Raw genomic sequence first — 16,011 nt, 5'->3', positions numbered from 1 at the left:
TCTGCTCGTTACACCGGCGCGCGGACCGCGCTCTGTTTCGCCCTCGCGGAACTATGCCGTGGCCGCGCGCCATTCGGCAATCAGCGCTGCCATGATATCCGACGCCGAACCGCTGCGGACGCGCGGCGCGCCTTGGCCTGCCCATTGCGCGCCAAACCCAGAGGCCCCGGCCGATTTAGCCGCCGCATTCAGCGCCTTTCCCGCATCATAGGCGATCGGATAGTCCGGAACAGCCGCGCCTGCGTGCTCTGTCGCCCATGCGGTGAAATCGTTGGCGAGGCAACGGGCCGGGCGGCCTGAAATCGCCGCTGTCATCTGCGTGGCCTCTGCCGCTTTCGAATGCAGCCGGGCGCGGTACGCGCCATCAGCCAGGCTCTCGCTACAATCGATGAAGGCGGTGCCCAGCTGTGCTGCAGACGCCCCCAAACGCAGCGCCGCTGCGATATCGCCCCCCGTCATCAACCCGCCTGCGGTGACCACCGGCAGATCAAGCTCCGCCACCAGCAGCCGCGTCAGATCAAGGGCACTCAACCTTTCATCCGGGGCTGCGGGGTCGAAGATACCGCGATGACCGCCCGCCTCCCAGCCCTGCGCCACCACCGCCTGCACCCCGGCGTCACGGATCGCACGCGCCTCCGCCAACGAAGTGGCGCTCGCCATCAAAAAGATACCCGCCTCTTTCAGTGCCAGCATCACATCCGGCGCAGGCAGGCCGAAATGAAAGCTGACCACCGCCGGGCGCTCTGCCAGCAGCATCTCCTGCATGTCCCGGTCCACCACAAAGCTGGTATATATTTCGCTCAAGGCCGCGGGCGCCTCCGCATCGAACCGGGCAAAGACCGGGGCGAGCAGATCCAGCCAGGCCGCCTCCCGCGCCGGATCCGTCACAGCGGGCTGGTGGCAGAAAACATTGACGTTGAATGGCCGCGCAGTCAGCGCCCGCGTCTGGCGGATCATCTCCCGCGCTTGCGCCACTCCAGAGGCGCCGATGCCCAGCGCGCCAAGCCCGCCTGCATTGCTGACCGCCGCCGCCATGGCAGGAGAGCTGACCCCCGCCATCGGCGCCTGAAAGATCGGCACCTCAAGGTCCAGTGCCCGGATAAGCTCCGTTGCAGCCATGCCATATGTCTCCCTGTTTTGCCCCTCGGCCAGCAAAGCCGCAGTTTCATGCCCATGCAAGTAGAGAAAGCGAAACGCCCATCCCCCCTTTGGCCGGAGCCGGGTCAAGGGCGGCGCAGCCGCCGCACCCTAGGTGCGGCTTGCCCTTGAGGCGGCTCTGGCCGCACACAAACTGGCTCTGGCGCCCAAAGGAGGGGCAAAGCCCTCCCTTTGGCGCCTCTCAGCCGTCCTTCGCGCCGCGCAGCGGCGCCACTCCGACGGAACGGGCCCAACGGAAAAGGCCGGATCTGGGATCCGGCCTTTTCGGGCGGGAGAACCCCGCCTTGCAGAATAATTCGCAGATCAGTTGATCGACACCAGCTCGATATCGAAAATCAAATCCTTGCCCGCCAGCGGATGGTTGGCATCAAGCGTAACCGTCGCTTCGTCCGCTTCGACCACGGTTACCGGCAGGACCTGGCCTTCCGGGGTCTGCATCTGCAGCTGCGTGCCCGGCTCCAGCGGAATGTCATCCGGAATACCTTCGCGCGGGATCGCCTGACGTGCGTCAGGGTTGGACGGACCGTATGCGTCATCACAGGCGATCTCGAGCGTCTTCTTGTCGCCCGCGACCATGCCCGGCAGACCGGCATCCATGCCGCCGATCACGTGACCGGCGCCAACGGTGAACTCCAGCGGATCACGCCCTTCGGAGCTGTCAAAGACGGTCCCATCCGTCAGTCGGCCCGTGTAGTGGATGCGCACGGTGTCGCCATTCTTTACCTCGGTCATGTGACCTCCAGTTCGTGTTCAGAATCTAAAGGGCCGGACCCTACAGGACCTGTTTGTGATGTAAACCCACGGCCCGGACCGCAGCAGAGACAATATTTGACCGCCATCCGGGCACCCTCGCGCAATTGTGACAGGTACAACTTCCCGCTTTGTTCCAAGCTGCCTCCTATGACAAAGTCGCGGCAACGGAGGACCCCATGCCCATCACCACCTGTGTATTCGACGCCTATGGCACCCTGTTCGATGTTGCCGCCGCCGCCCGGCAGGCCGCGGCCGAGCCGGACTTCCCGCAGCTTCAGGGCACTTGGGCAACTCTGGCCGCGAACTGGCGCCAGAAGCAGATCCAATATACCTGGCTGCGTGCGGTGACAGGCGCCCATACCGATTTCTGGGAGGTCACCCAGAACGGGCTGGACTGGTCGCTGGAGGCCGCCGGTCTGGCCGGAGATGACGCCCTGCGCGAGCGTCTGCTGGCGCTCTACTGGGAACTTCAAGCCTACCCCGAGGTGCCCGCCATGCTCACCGCGCTGAAAGAGGCCGGTTTCAACACGGCCATCCTGTCCAACGGCTCGCCAGGCATGCTTGAAGGATGCGTGCAATCCGCCGGAGTGGGCACGGTTCTGGACGATCTCCTGTCGGTCGAAAGCGTCGGCGTCTTCAAGCCGCATTCCAGCGTCTACGATCTGGTCGGCAAACGCTTTGACTGCGCATCGTCCGAGGTCCTCTTCGTCTCTTCCAACGGCTGGGACGCGGCGGCGGCCAGCGGTTACGGCTTCGAAACCGTCTGGGTCAACCGCGCCGGAGAGCCGATGGACCGCCTGCCCTGGACGCCGCAGCACGTGCTGAATGATCTCACCACGATCCCGGACATCGCCAAGGGCTGATCCCCTCAATCCCAAAGGAGCACATCGCACCGATGCCAAATTTCACCACTTCGGATGGGCTGTCGCTCCACTACACCGACAGCGCGCAGGGTCAGGCCCTGCCGCTGATCTGCCTGCCGGGTCTGACCCGAGATGGGCAGGACTTTCGGTATTTTGCACCGCATGGCGCACGCTACCGGATGATCACGCTGGATGCGCGCGGGCGCGGGCAATCGGACCTCGATCCTGAGATTGCCAATTACAACGTCATGCGCGAGGCGCAGGATGTGACCGAACTGATGGATCACCTGGGCCTGGAACAGGCCGCGATCCTCGGCACCTCACGTGGGGGAATGGTGGCCATGGTGCTGGCCGCCACCGCAAAGGACCGCCTTAGCGCCGTGGTGCTGAACGATGTGGGACCGGAAATCCCTCAAGGTGGCATTGCCCGCATCATGGAATACGTCGGTCGCCGCCCCGCTGCAAAAACCTATGATAAGGCTGCGCAAACTCTGGCGGCTTTGATGGCACCCGCCTTCCCCGACGCGCCGCCCGCCCGCTGGCGCGAGGAGGTCGAGGTCTTCTACGACGAAACGCCGGATGGCCTTTCCCTGCGCTATGATCCACGCCTGCGCGATGCGCTGCTTGAGCAGGCCAAGGCTGGCCCGCCCCCCGATCTTTGGGCGCTGTTCATGGCGCTCGAGGGGCTGCCCTGCGGCGTGATCCGGGGCGCCAATTCCGATGTGCTTAGCCATGAGACCTATCTTGAAATGCAGCGCCGCCTGCCTGCCCTGCAGGCGGTAGAGCTGGACAATCGCGGCCATGTCCCGTTTCTGGACGAACCGGCTGCCCTCACCCTTATTCATTCCGTATTGGACCAGATTTGATGACTTCCATTTCCATGATCGAAGCCGCTGCCCGGCGGCTTGATGGCCACGCCCGCAAGACACCGCTGCTATCCTCGCCCTTCCTCGACGAGGTTGCGGGGCGTCGCCTGCTGGTCAAACCCGAATGCCTGCAACACACTGGATCGTTCAAGTTCCGGGGCGGCTGGGCTGCGCTTTCGGCGATGGACGACGAGACCCGCAAGCGCGGCGTGCTGGCCTATTCCAGCGGCAACCATGCGCAGGGCGTGGCGGCGGCAGCGCAGGCCCATGGCGTCCCTGCCGTGATCATCATGCCCTCTGATGCCCCGCAGCTGAAGATCGACAACACCCGCGCCCTTGGCGCCGAGGTGGTGCTTTATGACCGCGCAGGCGAAAGCCGCGAGGAAATCGGCGCGCATTACGAGAAGACCCGCGGCCTGACGCTGGTCAAACCCTATGACGACCCGCAGGTGATCGCGGGTCAGGGCACCGTTGGTCTGGAGATCGCAGAGCAGGCCGCTGCCGAAGGCGTCACCTCGGGCGATGTACTGGTCTGCTGCGGTGGCGGCGGTCTGACCGGCGGCGTGGCGCTGGCGCTTGAGGCGCGGGCGCCCGGTCTGCGGGTGCGCCCCGCCGAACCCGAAGGCTTTGACGACGTGGCCCGGTCACTCTCAAGTGGGCAGGTCGAAAGCAATCCCGCCACCTCCGGCTCCATCTGCGATGCCATCCTGACCCCTGCACCGGGGGAAATCACCTTTCCCATCCTGTCGCGGCTTTGCGGCCCCGGCATTGTCATCACCGAGGACGAAGCCCTGCACGCCATGGCGCTGGCCTTCCTGCGGCTGAAGATCGTTGTCGAGCCGGGCGGCGCTGCTGCCCTTGCCGCGGCCCTGTTCCACGGGGATGAGATCCAAGGCGATGCGGTGATCGCGGTGGCCACCGGCGGCAATGTGGATCCTGCGATGTTCATCCGCGCACTGGAGCAGCACGCCTAAGGCGGCACCCGTCGCTCCCCGACCTTTGCTTTACCTTCCCGTGCCTTCGCGGATATGGTGCGCCGCAAACGTGACGGGGAGAGATATCATGCAAATCGCGGATCTGGGCGATGTCCAGCTGCATTACCGTGTCGACGGCGATCCGGACGGCGCGCCCATCGTTTTTGCCAACTCTCTGGGCACCGACCTCAGGGTATGGGACGCGGTGGTCGAACGCCTGCCTGCGGGTCTGAAGGTGATCCGCTATGACAAGCGCGGCCACGGGCTATCCTCGGTGCCGCCCGCCCCCTATTCCATGGGGGCGCTGGTGCGGGATGCCGAGCGACTCCTGGACCATCTCAATGTGCGCGACTGCGTCTTTGTCGGCCTCTCCATTGGCGGCATGATCGCACAGGGGCTGGCCGTAAAACGGCTCGATCAGGTGCGCGCGCTGGTGCTGTCGAACACCGCCGCCAAGATCGGCACCGCCGAGATGTGGCAGGAGCGGATCAAGGCGGTCGAGGAACAGGGCATCGAAGCCCTGGCGGACAACGTCATGGAACGCTGGTTCGGCAAGGATTTCCGCGCCACACCCGAACTCACCCTCTGGCGCAACATGCTGGTGCAGCAATCGCGCGCCGGTTACGCAGGTTGCTGCGCCGCCATCGCGGGCACCGATTTCTACACCCCCACCAGCGGGTTGCGTCTGCCCTGCCTTGGGTTTGCCGGGGCCGAGGATGGCTCTACCCCGCCCGATCTGGTGCGTGAAACCGTCGATCTGATCCCCGGATCGCAATTCCACCTGATCCGCCGCGCGGGCCACATCCCTTGCGTCGAAAAGCCCGATGAATACACCGAACGGCTGACCACCTTCCTCAAGGAGATCGGACACATTGGCTGACTTTCTGCTGATCCACGGATCCTGCCACGGCGCCTGGTGCTGGCGCGACCTGATCCCGGCGCTGGAGGCGCGCGGCCATACCGCCCGCGCCATCGACCTGCCCGGCCACAACGACGGGCGCGACCTGACCAGTGTCACGCTGGAGGAAACCGCCGAGGCGATCCTGATGGCCGCCGGGCCGGACACCATTGTGCTGGGCCATTCCTGGGCGGGTTTTCCGATCTCGGCCGCCGCAGAAAAGGACCCCAGCCGCCTGCGCGGGCTGATCTATCTCTGCGCCTATGTGCCAGTCTCGGGCCTTTCCATGATCGACATGCGCAAGCGCGGCCCGCGCCAGACGCTGGCCCATGCGGCGATCAAGGACGAAGCCAGCAACAGCTACACGGTTGACCCGGCCGAGGTGCCGCGCCTGTTCTACCACGACTGCCCGCAAGAGGCGGTGGATTATGCGCTGGAGCGTCTCTGCCCGCAAGCGATCCGCCCGCAGGACACGCCGCTGACCCTGGGCGCCAACTGGGACGGTACGCCCAAGGCCTATATCCGCTGTGCAAATGACCAGACCATTCCGCCGGAATATCAGGCCGATATGGTCAAGGACTGGCCCAAGGGCCGCGTGCATGTGATGCAGACCTCTCATTCCCCGTTCTTCGCCGCGCCGGATGCGCTGGCGGATCTGCTCACCCAGATCGAAAAGGATCTCTGACATGGCCGGATCGGTCTTTGACAGCCAGCTTTATGGCGATCTTTTCCCGGCGGGCGATGCTGCGCGCCTGTTCAGCGACAGCGCCGAAATCCGCGCCATGTTGCTGGTCGAGGGTGCGCTGGCCAAGGCGCAGGGCGCGGCGGGCGTGATCCCCGCCGACAGCGCCGCCGCCATCCAGCGAGCGGTGATGGAAGTCGCTTTGGACCCCGGTGCGCTGCGCAAGGCCACCGGACAGAACGGCGTGCCGGTGCCCGCGCTGGTCGCTGCCCTGCGCAGCGAGATGAACGCGCCGGAACATGCGCAATACGTGCATTGGGGTGCCACCTCGCAGGATATCATGGACACCGGCCTGATGCTGCGGCTGCGGCAGGTTCTGACGGCGGTTGAAACCGATTTGAAAGCAGCGCTGACGGCACTGGCCCGGCTGGCCAAAGACCATGCCGAGCTGCCGATGCCCGCCCGCACCTATGGCCAGCATGCCACCCCGACCAGTTTTGGCGCCGTGGTCTCCGCCTGGGGCGCGCCACTGAACGCGCTTCTTGAAGAGCTGCCCACCTTGCGTCAGTCCTGCCTGCTAGTCTCACTCTCTGGTGCTGCCGGAACCGCCGGGGCGCTGGGGCCGGAGGCGCCGCAGATCCGCACTGCCCTGGCCGAAGGCCTGTCTCTTGGCGATCCCGGACGCAGCTGGCACAGCGACCGCACCCCGGTGCTGCGCCTCACTGACTGGCTGGTGCGGGTCAATCTGGCGCTTGGCAAGATGGGTGAGGATTGCATCGCGCTGGTGCAGACCGGCATTCAGGAAATCCGTCTTGGCGGCGCCGGGGCCTCATCGACCATGCCGCAGAAACAGAACCCGGTTGCGCCCTCGGCGCTGGTGGCGCTGGCGCGGCAGGGATCGGGGCTTCTCTCGGTCCTGCACGGCGCCGCCATGCAGCAGCATCAGCGCGACGGTGCCGCCTGGTTCACCGAATGGATGTGCCTGCCACAGATCGTGCTGGGCGCCGCCAGCGCCGCCGCCATGGCCAAAGATCTGAGCGCCGGGATCACCCCCAACGCTGATGCCATGGGCGCTGCACTCGCCAGCGGCCTGGACATGATCCACGCCGAGGCGCTGAGTTTTAACCTCGCCGCCACAATGCCCCGACCGGAGGCGCAGGCCGCCGTGAAAAAACTCTGCTTGGAGGCCAACGAGACCGCAACGCCACTCAGCTCCCTTGCAGCGCGCACCTTTGCCGATCTGGATACTGAGGCGCTGTTTGATCCAGCCCGGCAACTGGGACATGCCCCGGCGGAAGCCTTGCGTTTTGCCGAAAAAGCCGCCGAAATCTGCGGCCAGAATTAACCGGCAAAGAGACATCAGGATGCGGCGCGGGAAAGACGGTTTGGCAGAGGCTGTGCCCGCGTTCATGAAACGCAGGCACAACAGACGCGGGGCGGTGCCCTTCTGATGCGCCTGCCGCTGGTCTTTGTTCTGCTGACCGTGATGATCGACGCCATGGGCATCGGTCTGATCATGCCGATCATGCCCAGCCTGATTGTCGAGGTGCAGGGCGGATCGCTGGCAGATGCGGCCATCTGGGGCGGCGTTCTCAGCACCGTCTTTGCGGTGATGCAATTCCTGTTCAGCCCGGTGCTGGGCTCCTTGTCAGATGCCATTGGCCGCCGTCCGGTGCTGCTGGTGTCGCTATTCGTGATGGCGCTGGATTATCTGGTGATGGCATTGGCCGGGTCGCTGTGGTTGCTGCTGGCCGGGCGTCTTATCGGCGGCATCACCGCCGCCACCCACTCCACCGCAGGCGCCTATATCGCCGATATCTCGAAACCGCATGAAAAGGCTGCGAATTTTGGCCTTTTGGGCGCGGGTTTTGGCGCTGGTTTCGTGCTGGGTCCGCTGATCGGTGGTCTGCTTGGCGAGATGGGCACCCGGGCGCCTTTTTATGCCGCCGCCGCCCTGTCAGCGCTGAACTTTGCCCTTGGCTGGTTCGTGATGCGGGAAACGGTCACCGACAAGACCCGCCGCGTCTTTGACTGGCGCCGCGCCAACCCCTTTGGCGCCTTTCGCGCCATGGCCCGCATTCCTGGTATTGCCAACCTTCTGTGGGTCTATTTCCTCTATTCTGTGGCTATCTACGTTTACCCGTCGATCTGGTCCTATTTCACCGCCGAACGGTTTGGCTGGGACACCAAGGTCATCGGCGTGTCACTGGCCATCTACGGCGTCTCGATGGCGCTGGTGCAGGGCTGGCTTTTGCGCCACTGCGTGCGCTGGTTCGGCGAGCGACGGACCGTGCTTTGGGGGCAGATCTTCGACTTTGTCGCCTTTGGCATTCTCGCCTTCATCACCAGCGGTTCGCTGGCGCTTGCGCTGATCCCGGTCTCGGCCCTTGGCGCGGTGGTGCAGCCCGCATTGCAGGGGATCATGTCCCGCGCGGTGGACGACAACCAACAGGGGGAGCTACAGGGGGTGATGACCGCCGTGCACGCTCTGTCGATGATCATCTCTCCGATGATGATGACGCTGACCTTTGCCCATTTCACCCGCGCCGAGGCCGCCATCTACCTGCCGGGGGCGCCGTTCCTGCTGGCGCTGGTGCTGATGCTGGGTGGGTGTCTGCTGTTCTTGCGCGCCAGCCGTTCCCCCACGTAAACGCGCAATCTCCCCTGCAACTCTCCTCTTGCGACAATCAACCGTCCGGGTCACCGTGCGGAAAATGCACGGTCTAAAAAACATGGGCCAACGGGGAGAACGCACCATGCAAACCATCAAAGCCGCCGTCTGCCACGCCTTCGGCAGTCCGCTTGTCATCGAGGAGATTCAGCTGGCCGCCCCGCGCATGGGCGAGGTCGAGGTGACGCTGGATGCGGTGGCCATCTGCCACAGCGATATTTCCTATGCCGAAGGCGCCTGGGGCGGTCACCTGCCTGCCGTCTATGGCCACGAGGCGGCCGGAACGATCACCGCGGTAGGCGGCGGCGTCAACGGATTTGAAGAGGGAGACAGCGTTGTCGTCACCCTGATTCGCGCCTGCGGAACCTGCCCCAGCTGCGCAGGAGGCAAGCCGACGATCTGCGAAACGCCCTATGACGGGGTCAAAAACGGCCCCCTCACCACCGCCGATGGCGGCCCGCTGGAACAAGCCATGGCTTGCGGTGCCTTCGCCGAAAAGGTGGTGGTCGATCAGCGCCAGATCGTGAAGATCCCCGACACCATGGCCAAGGATGTCGCCTCGCTGATTTCCTGCGGGGTGATCACTGGCGTTGGTGCCGCGGTCAATGCCGCCGGTCTGCGCCCTGGGCAGGACGTGGTGGTAATCGGCGCCGGCGGCGTTGGCCTCAACGCCATTCAGGGCGCCCGTATCGCAGGCGCCCGCCGCATTGTCGCTGTCGACATGAGCGAGGAAAAGCTGGAGGTTGCCAAGGAATTCGGCGCCACCCACGGGGTGCTCGGCAGCCAGGCTTCCCCCTGGCGCGCCGCTTATAAGGCGCTTGGCGGCAAGGGGGCCGATGCGGTGCTGGTCACTGTAGGCGCCATCCCCGCCTATGATCAGGCCGTGCGCTATCTGGGAAGGGGCGGCAAGGCGGTGATGATCGGCATGCCGCATTCCGGCCAGAAGGCGGAATACGAGCCCGTCGTAATGGCCGCCATCGGTCAGGGCATGGTCGGCTCCAAGATGGGCGATGTGGTGATCCAGCGCGATATCCCCTGGATGATCGACCTTTACGATCAGGGGCGGCTCAAACTGGACGAGCTGATCTCCGGCCGCTGGCGCCTTGACCAGATCAACGAGGCCATCGCCGATACCAAGACCGGCTCAGCCCGGCGCAACGTCATCCTCTTCAACCGCTAACGGCTGCCGCAGCCCAAAGGAGCCCTCCCATGAAGCTGCAGAACCTCGACATCATCGTCACCGCACCGCCTGCCCCGGGTTGGGGCGGACGCTATTGGATCCTGGTAAAAGTGACCACCGACACCGGGATCACCGGCTGGGGCGAATGCTATGCCGCCTCGATCGGGCCGGACGCCATGACCCATGTGATCCGCGATGTCTTTGACCGGCATATGGCGGGCGAGAATCCGGAAAACATCGAGCTGATGTTCCGCCGCGCCTATTCCTCGGGTTTTACCCAGCGTCCCGATCTGACGGTCATGGGTGCCTTTTCCGGCTTGGAAATCGCCTGCTGGGACATTCTGGGCAAGGACAGGGACCGCCCGGTGCACGCACTGCTCGGCGGGCGGATGAACGATCGCATCCGCGCCTATACCTATCTTTATCCGCTGCCCCATCACGACATCGCCGCCTTCTGGACCTCGTCCGATATGGCCGCCGAAAGCGCCACCGAAATGGTGCTGAGGGGCTATACGGCGGTGAAATTCGACCCCGCAGGCCCCTATACGATGCGCGGCGGCCATATGCCCGCGATGCGCGACATCAGCCAGTCGGTCGCCTTTTGCAAGGCGATCCGGGAGGCGGTCGGCGATCGCGCCGACCTGCTGTTCGGCACCCATGGCCAGTTATCGACCGCAGGCGCCGTACGGCTGGGCCAGGCGCTGGAGCCCTATTCGCCGCTGTGGTTCGAAGAACCCACGCCCCCCGACAATATCGAGGACATGGCCCGCGTCGCCCGGCAGGTGCGCATCCCGGTTGCCACCGGCGAGCGGCTGACCACCAAGGCCGAGTTTGGCGCGGTGCTGCGTGCGGGCGCTGCCGAGATCCTGCAACCGGCGCTGGGACGGGCCGGCGGCATCTGGGAGATGAAGAAGGTTGCCGCCATCGCCGAGGCCTTCAACGCGCAGATGGCGCCGCATCTTTATGCTGGGCCGGTGGAATGGGCCGCGAATATCCATCTGGCGGCCTCGATTCCGAATATCCTGATGGCCGAAACCATCGAAACCCCCTTCCACGACGCCCTGATCAAAGGGTCGATCCGCGTCGAAGAAGGCTTCATCCGGCCGCCCGAGGCCCCCGGTCTGGGCATCGAGGTGGACGAGGATCTGGCCCGCGCCAATCCCTTTACGGGTGATGATCTGCACCTCAACATGCAAGAGGAGCCCTGCGACTATGCCAAGGGAAATTCCTTTGCCGGAGGCGCCCCGCCGCTGCCCAAGTGACTCTGTTTCATCGATGGCTTGTGCAACAGGGACAAAATGGGGCATTATGCGGTCCATCATTTATCGCAGGACCCCGGACACGTGACCATTCAGCATCCCGATACGATGTCGCCGGATACCCCGATCGACATGGCCCAGCGCGCCGCCGATGCCGCGTCTTTCCTTAAGACGCTGGCCCATGAAGGGCGGTTGATGATCCTGTGCCATCTCGGCACCGGTGAGAAATCCGTCGGCGAATTGGAAGCGCTGCTGAATATGCGTCAGGCCGCCGTCAGCCAGATGCTGGCGCGACTGCGCGACGAGGGGCTGGTCGAAACCCGCCGCGACGGCAAGACGATCTTCTATTCCCTGAAGGACCGGAACACCGAAGAGATCATCGCGCTGCTCTACCGCCAGTTCTGCGGCCCGGAATAAGCACCCACTGCGCCCGGCACCGAGCGGCCCACAGACGTCTCCATTCCAAGACTACACCGGATCAAACCCGCTGGGTTTGAGACCCACGGCACCTGACCCCGTTCGACAAGGACGCGGGTGCTCCCGTGCCTGTCAGATCCCTTGCCTGCGGAAAAGCCCCAGACACGCTTTGGGCGTGGCGCGGCTTCGCCGCGCCACGCCCAACTGGCACAGGGCATTCCCTGAATGGCCGAAACCAGGCGGGAGTGCCCCGCCTGCCTTTCAATGATGGTGTTTCAGAACGCCCGGATCAGTCGTCCGCGCGCACGGTCTGACGTTGACGGCCCAGACCTTCGATTTCCAGCTCCATCACGTCGCCCGGTTTCAGATAGATCGGATCAGGCTTGATCCCCATGCCGACGCCCGGCGGGGTGCCTGTCGCGATCACATCGCCCGGATGCAGGGTCATCAACTGACTGAGGTGGGCAATGATTTCCGCCACCGAGAAGATCATCTTGCCGGTTGTGCCACTTTGCATGCGCTGACCGTTCACATCGCAGGACAGCGACAGGTTCTGCGGATCGGCAACCTCGTCCCGGCTCACCAGCCAGGGGCCGATGGGACCAAAGGTGTCGCAGCTTTTGCCCTTGGTCCATTGCCCGGTCAGCTTGATCTGGAAATCCCGCTCGGACACATCGTTGACCACGCAATACCCGGCCACATAATCCAGCGCGTCTTCTTCGCTCACGTATTTGGCGGTCTTGCCGATCACCACGCCCAGCTCGACCTCCCAGTCGCCAGCGACCGAGCCGCGCGGCAGCACCACATCGTCATTGGGGCCGACAATGGCCGAGGTCGCTTTCATGAACAGGATCGGATGTTCGGGGATCGGCATCCCGGCCTCTTCGGCGTGGTCCGAATAGTTGAGACCGATGCAGAGGAACTTGCCCACGCCGCCGACGCAGGGCGCCAGGTCCACATTGCCTTCGACCACTGGCAGGGCCGCCACATCCAGTGCAGCCAGCTTCGCCAGCGCGGCATCATCCAGGGTTGCGCCTGTGATATCCTCTACATGATCCGACAGATCGCGGACCGTTCCATCGGCCGCCAGCATCCCCGGACGCACAGTGTCTCCCACGCGATATCGCAGCAGTTTCATTCTATTCTTCCCGTCTTGTTGGTTGTCTTCGTCAGATCAGCTCGACACGTAGCCGGCCACCACCTGCAGCAGCTTAAAGGCCGTCGCGGCGTCGTTTTCCACCACGGCGAGGAACTCTTCCTCGCCGATACGCAGACAGATCAGATCCGTCTGCGCGATCATGCTGAGCGCACGGGGCTCCTTGCGGATCAGCCCCAGTTCCCCGACCAGCCGCCCAGGGCCAACCGTGGCAATCAACCGGTCCTCTTCGCCATCCTGTGGCAGGAACAGCCCCGCTTCGCCTTCGGTGATCATATAGGCACCGTCGCTGGCATCGTCGTCTTTCAAAAAGACCGCATCGCCTGCCTTGGCCTCGTACCAGCGCGCGCCAAAGGCCAGCAGCCGCAGCTGGCGCCGGTTGAGACCTGAGAACAGCTCGGATTGTTCCAGCGCGCGCAGTTTGCGCGCCAGATCCTGGCTGGCGGCGCTGTCGGCCACGGCGGCCTCCTGCATCTGGTCGCTGACCAGCCGCCCCTGGCGCAGCTGGTAGAAAACATCGAAGACTTCGGAACGTTCGAAATCGCTGTCGAGATAGACCAGCGTCGTCTCCGGCAACAGCTTGCGCAGGTTCTTGTGCACCGAAACGCGGGTTTCCAGATCGTAACTCGCCAGCGCCGATTCCAGGATCAGGATATCGGGCCGTTTGATCGTCGCCCGGGCAAAGGCCAGCGGTTCGGCAAAACTGGCAGGCAGGCCCTGCCCGCCCAGCGCGACCGGCAGATCAAAGATCAGTTCGACCACCATGTTGCGGGTGCCATTTTCCACCAGCACGTCCGACACCAGCTTGCGCAGCTCGTCGCCTCGGGCGCCCGCAGTGTCGGAGATTTTGCCGAACATGGCGTTCTCCATCACCGTCAGACCGGGAGCAAAGCTGCTGTCGTCGATACGGACAAAGATGTCCTCAAGCGTTTCCATCAGCTCGTCCGCGTGGCTGCGGCGGAACTGCAGGATGCGGTCCTGCATTTCCTGACTGAAGGCCGGGCCGATCTGCTCGGCCGAGATGCTGAAGGGCACGATCAGCATCTGTGCCAGCTCGTCCCGGTCCAGCGCATCGACGCCCTTGCTGCGGGTCTTGTCCACCAGCGCCAGCGCCGCCTCATAGGCCGACGGTTCCAGCCCCAGTTTGCGGAACAGCGGGTGGCCGGTACCATCGATACCAAAGATCTGCCGCAGCATGTCCACCACGTCCTGCGTTAGCGTCACAAGGTCGGTGTCCAGCTTCAGCTCGCGCAGCCGGTCCAGAAAATTGACGTGGCGTTTCAGCACCGCTTCGGTGATCGGCTCGCGCAGGGTGGCATACAGCAGGTTTTCCGCCACCGGCAGCGCCGGGTTATAGCGGTCTGGTGCAAAGAAATGCGCTTGCGCCTCCAGTCCAGCCTTTTCAATGGCCGCCTGCACCTTGGGGCGCAGCTCGATCAGGCTGGCGGTCAGGCGAGGATGCGCGTTGCTGTCGAATTTCTGGTCCATGCCGCGCCGGAACAGGGCGGTATCGGTGCCGATGCCCGACACCAGCTGCACCCACCAGTCGCGCAATTCCGCCTCGGTCGAGAACCCCGCAAGCGATGGGTCCAGCCAGGCCGCATCGTAGGGGTCGGGACTGTTGCCCGCCCTCAACGCCGCATCCAGCTGCAACATGTCGCGGGCCTCACCCTGCGGGCGCTGCCGCATCGGCATCATCACGTTGTCCCCGAAAGAGCCCCGAAACAGAACCGGCCGCGAGGTAGCATGACCGATGCGCGAAGCAACGATGGCCTGATGCACCTCGCGCAGATCAAAGGTTGCGACCGTCACGGCGCCCGCCGCAGGCAGCACTTCACGGGTCAGCAATTCGGCCATGGCGCGGCGGTCTTCCTCGGACGGGGCGGCAATGCCGATGACCTTCCCCGCAGGCAGCGTGGCGGTAAGATCCTCCAGCACAAGATTGCCATCGGCGTCGCGCACGCTGACGTCTTTCAGCTCGATATCGCCCTTGAGGCGTGGAATATCGTCAGGTTCGCCGGTCATCAGCGCTTCATCGACCATGCCCGGCGGCGCGAAACGTTCCAGGATCACCTCCCAGCGCAGCGACATGTCCTGCGTCTGGTTGTAATATGTCAGCAGTTCCTTCCAGGGCGAGGCGATATCCTTGTACGCCGCCAGCGCCGCCACCAGCGCGCCCAGTGACACCTTGCCCTGCAGCACAAGGAAGCCGCCCACGGCGTAGAAGAAAAAGGGCGTCAGCTGGGTGATGAAGTTGTTGAGGAACTTCATGAAGAATTTTTTCTGGTAGATATCGAAACGGATATCATAAAGCCGCCCTAGCCGGTCGGTGATCACCGCCATCCGGTAGCGCCAGCCGCCATTGATGCGCAGCGTGGCGGCACCTGCTGCGCTTTCGCCGATTTCCGAGGCCAGCGCCCGCACCTCTTTGATGCGTTCCTTGTTCAGAAGGTTGATGCGCCGCTGCAGCATCGGGATCAACCAGCCCTGAAGCGGGATCAGTGCCACGGCGGCCAGACCGAACCAGAAGCTTTGAACAAACAGGAAATAGAGGATGGTCAGCATCTGCCCGGCCTGCAACACCGGCTGGCTGACGGCATCGCCCATCAGACCGCCCATCGGCTCGGATTCCGATGTCACCATCGACACCAGTTCGCCCTGGCTAACCCGTTCGAAATAGGGCTGTGGGAACCGCAAAACGCGGGCGATCAGCTGATAGCGGAACCGGCGCAGCATCCGTTCGGCCAGAACCCCCTTCATGGTGTTGATGCGCATTTTCAGCAGACCGTGCATCAGCACCGACACCAGAAACGCCACACAAAGGATCCACAGGAAAGTCAGCTTGTCGAAGGAATACCCCAACACCGCAATCGTGTCGGTCTCGGCACCAATGGCATCGTTGATGATACGCTTGGGCAGTTCCAACGTCAGGTACAAAAGCGGAAACAGGCAGGCCGTGACCACCAGAAGCACGAGCTGATCACGTTTGGAATACTTCCAGATAAAACGGAACAAAGAACGTTCTATGAGACAGCTCCGGATAGGCGTCTGAAATTCGGTACAGCATATGCCTAGCGCGGTTTACCTGTGACAGGCAATGGCAACTGCACCAAAGCCCGTTTTGGCCTGTCGTC

The 16,011-nt window shown here is 63.9% G+C and carries 14 protein-coding genes; 10 read left to right on the top strand and 4 right to left on the bottom strand.

The features are described from left to right. Positions 1 to 51 precede the first annotated feature (51 nt). Positions 52 to 1,119, bottom strand: a complete 1,068-nt coding sequence (locus SM764_RS05990) for an NAD(P)H-dependent flavin oxidoreductase (protein ID WP_369001283.1) — start codon at positions 1,117 to 1,119, stop codon at positions 52 to 54. Positions 1,120 to 1,461: 342 nt separating this feature from the next. After that, on the bottom strand, positions 1,462 to 1,890 hold the full coding sequence (locus tag SM764_RS05985; RefSeq protein WP_065272312.1) for an FKBP-type peptidyl-prolyl cis-trans isomerase: 429 nt from the start codon (positions 1,888 to 1,890) through the stop codon (positions 1,462 to 1,464). A gap of 197 nt (positions 1,891 to 2,087) precedes the next feature. Between SM764_RS05985 and SM764_RS05980 the strand changes: the two genes are divergently transcribed. The 10 genes from SM764_RS05980 (at position 2,088) to SM764_RS05935 (ending at position 11,721) form a co-directional block, all read left to right on the top strand. Next, positions 2,088 to 2,774 (top strand): haloacid dehalogenase type II, encoded by a 687-nt coding sequence (locus tag SM764_RS05980; RefSeq protein WP_369001282.1) that lies wholly within the window; start codon positions 2,088 to 2,090, stop codon positions 2,772 to 2,774. Between the two features lie 32 nt (positions 2,775 to 2,806). Continuing rightward, the gene (locus tag SM764_RS05975) at positions 2,807 to 3,640 is read left to right on the top strand and encodes an alpha/beta fold hydrolase (RefSeq protein ID WP_369001280.1); all 834 of its coding nucleotides are present in this window, start codon (positions 2,807 to 2,809) and stop codon (positions 3,638 to 3,640) included. After that, the gene (locus SM764_RS05970) at positions 3,640 to 4,614 is read left to right on the top strand and encodes a threonine ammonia-lyase (RefSeq protein WP_369001279.1); all 975 of its coding nucleotides are present in this window, start codon (positions 3,640 to 3,642) and stop codon (positions 4,612 to 4,614) included. The genes SM764_RS05975 and SM764_RS05970 overlap by 1 nt, the downstream gene beginning before the upstream one ends. Before the next feature lie 88 nt (positions 4,615 to 4,702). Then, complete coding sequence (gene pcaD / locus SM764_RS05965) at positions 4,703 to 5,494, top strand: 3-oxoadipate enol-lactonase (protein WP_369001278.1); 792 nt, start codon at positions 4,703 to 4,705, stop codon at positions 5,492 to 5,494. Then, on the top strand, positions 5,487 to 6,197 hold the full coding sequence (locus SM764_RS05960) for an alpha/beta fold hydrolase (protein WP_274831550.1): 711 nt from the start codon (positions 5,487 to 5,489) through the stop codon (positions 6,195 to 6,197). Before pcaD ends, SM764_RS05960 begins: the two co-directional genes overlap by 8 nt. Position 6,198: 1 nt before the next feature. Next, positions 6,199 to 7,539 carry a lyase family protein gene (locus SM764_RS05955; RefSeq protein ID WP_369001277.1) on the top strand — a complete coding sequence of 447 codons (1,341 nt, stop codon included), beginning with the start codon at positions 6,199 to 6,201 and terminating at the stop codon, positions 7,537 to 7,539. 105 nt (positions 7,540 to 7,644) lie between these two features. Further along, positions 7,645 to 8,844, top strand: coding sequence for a TCR/Tet family MFS transporter (locus SM764_RS05950; RefSeq protein ID WP_369001276.1), 1,200 nt, complete (start codon positions 7,645 to 7,647; stop codon positions 8,842 to 8,844). Between the two features lie 106 nt (positions 8,845 to 8,950). Beyond that, positions 8,951 to 10,045 carry a Zn-dependent alcohol dehydrogenase gene (locus SM764_RS05945; RefSeq protein ID WP_274831553.1) on the top strand — a complete coding sequence of 365 codons (1,095 nt, stop codon included), beginning with the start codon at positions 8,951 to 8,953 and terminating at the stop codon, positions 10,043 to 10,045. Positions 10,046 to 10,074: 29 nt separating this feature from the next. Then, a complete protein-coding gene (locus SM764_RS05940) occupies positions 10,075 to 11,307 on the top strand; it encodes a mandelate racemase/muconate lactonizing enzyme family protein (protein ID WP_369001275.1) in 1,233 nt (410 codons plus the stop codon). A 105-nt stretch (positions 11,308 to 11,412) separates the two neighbouring features. Beyond that, positions 11,413 to 11,721, top strand: coding sequence for a metalloregulator ArsR/SmtB family transcription factor (locus tag SM764_RS05935; protein WP_335645308.1), 309 nt, complete (start codon positions 11,413 to 11,415; stop codon positions 11,719 to 11,721). 289 nt (positions 11,722 to 12,010) lie between these two features. Here SM764_RS05935 and SM764_RS05930 read toward each other — a convergent pair whose 3' ends face one another. Continuing rightward, complete coding sequence (locus SM764_RS05930; protein ID WP_369001274.1) at positions 12,011 to 12,859, bottom strand: fumarylacetoacetate hydrolase family protein; 849 nt, start codon at positions 12,857 to 12,859, stop codon at positions 12,011 to 12,013. A 36-nt stretch (positions 12,860 to 12,895) separates the two neighbouring features. Continuing rightward, complete coding sequence (locus SM764_RS05925) at positions 12,896 to 15,892, bottom strand: ABC transporter transmembrane domain-containing protein (RefSeq protein WP_369001273.1); 2,997 nt, start codon at positions 15,890 to 15,892, stop codon at positions 12,896 to 12,898. Positions 15,893 to 16,011 lie beyond the last annotated feature (119 nt).

The organism is Pseudophaeobacter sp. 1A16562 (genome assembly GCF_041008785.1).
GTDB classification, from domain to species: domain Bacteria; phylum Pseudomonadota; class Alphaproteobacteria; order Rhodobacterales; family Rhodobacteraceae; genus Phycobacter; species Phycobacter gallaeciensis_A.
This window is presented reverse-complemented; position numbering and strand designations above follow the sequence as displayed.

Excerpts from the sequence above, each read along its gene's own strand:
- SM764_RS05940 (WP_369001275.1), top strand. The coding sequence starts at position 10,075 with ATGAAGCTGCAGAACCTCGACATCATCGTCACCGCACCGCCTGCCCCG.
- SM764_RS05935 (WP_335645308.1), top strand. The coding sequence starts at position 11,413 with ATGTCGCCGGATACCCCGATCGACATGGCCCAGCGCGCCGCCGATGCC.
- pcaD (WP_369001278.1), top strand. The coding sequence starts at position 4,703 with ATGCAAATCGCGGATCTGGGCGATGTCCAGCTGCATTACCGTGTCGAC.
- SM764_RS05930 (WP_369001274.1), bottom strand. The coding sequence starts at position 12,859 with ATGAAACTGCTGCGATATCGCGTGGGAGACACTGTGCGTCCGGGGATG.
- SM764_RS05985 (WP_065272312.1), bottom strand. The coding sequence starts at position 1,890 with ATGACCGAGGTAAAGAATGGCGACACCGTGCGCATCCACTACACGGGC.
- SM764_RS05970 (WP_369001279.1), top strand. The coding sequence starts at position 3,640 with ATGACTTCCATTTCCATGATCGAAGCCGCTGCCCGGCGGCTTGATGGC.
- SM764_RS05950 (WP_369001276.1), top strand. The coding sequence starts at position 7,645 with ATGCGCCTGCCGCTGGTCTTTGTTCTGCTGACCGTGATGATCGACGCC.
- SM764_RS05990 (WP_369001283.1), bottom strand. The coding sequence starts at position 1,119 with ATGGCTGCAACGGAGCTTATCCGGGCACTGGACCTTGAGGTGCCGATC.
- SM764_RS05980 (WP_369001282.1), top strand. The coding sequence starts at position 2,088 with ATGCCCATCACCACCTGTGTATTCGACGCCTATGGCACCCTGTTCGAT.
- SM764_RS05955 (WP_369001277.1), top strand. The coding sequence starts at position 6,199 with ATGGCCGGATCGGTCTTTGACAGCCAGCTTTATGGCGATCTTTTCCCG.
- SM764_RS05975 (WP_369001280.1), top strand. The coding sequence starts at position 2,807 with ATGCCAAATTTCACCACTTCGGATGGGCTGTCGCTCCACTACACCGAC.
- SM764_RS05945 (WP_274831553.1), top strand. The coding sequence starts at position 8,951 with ATGCAAACCATCAAAGCCGCCGTCTGCCACGCCTTCGGCAGTCCGCTT.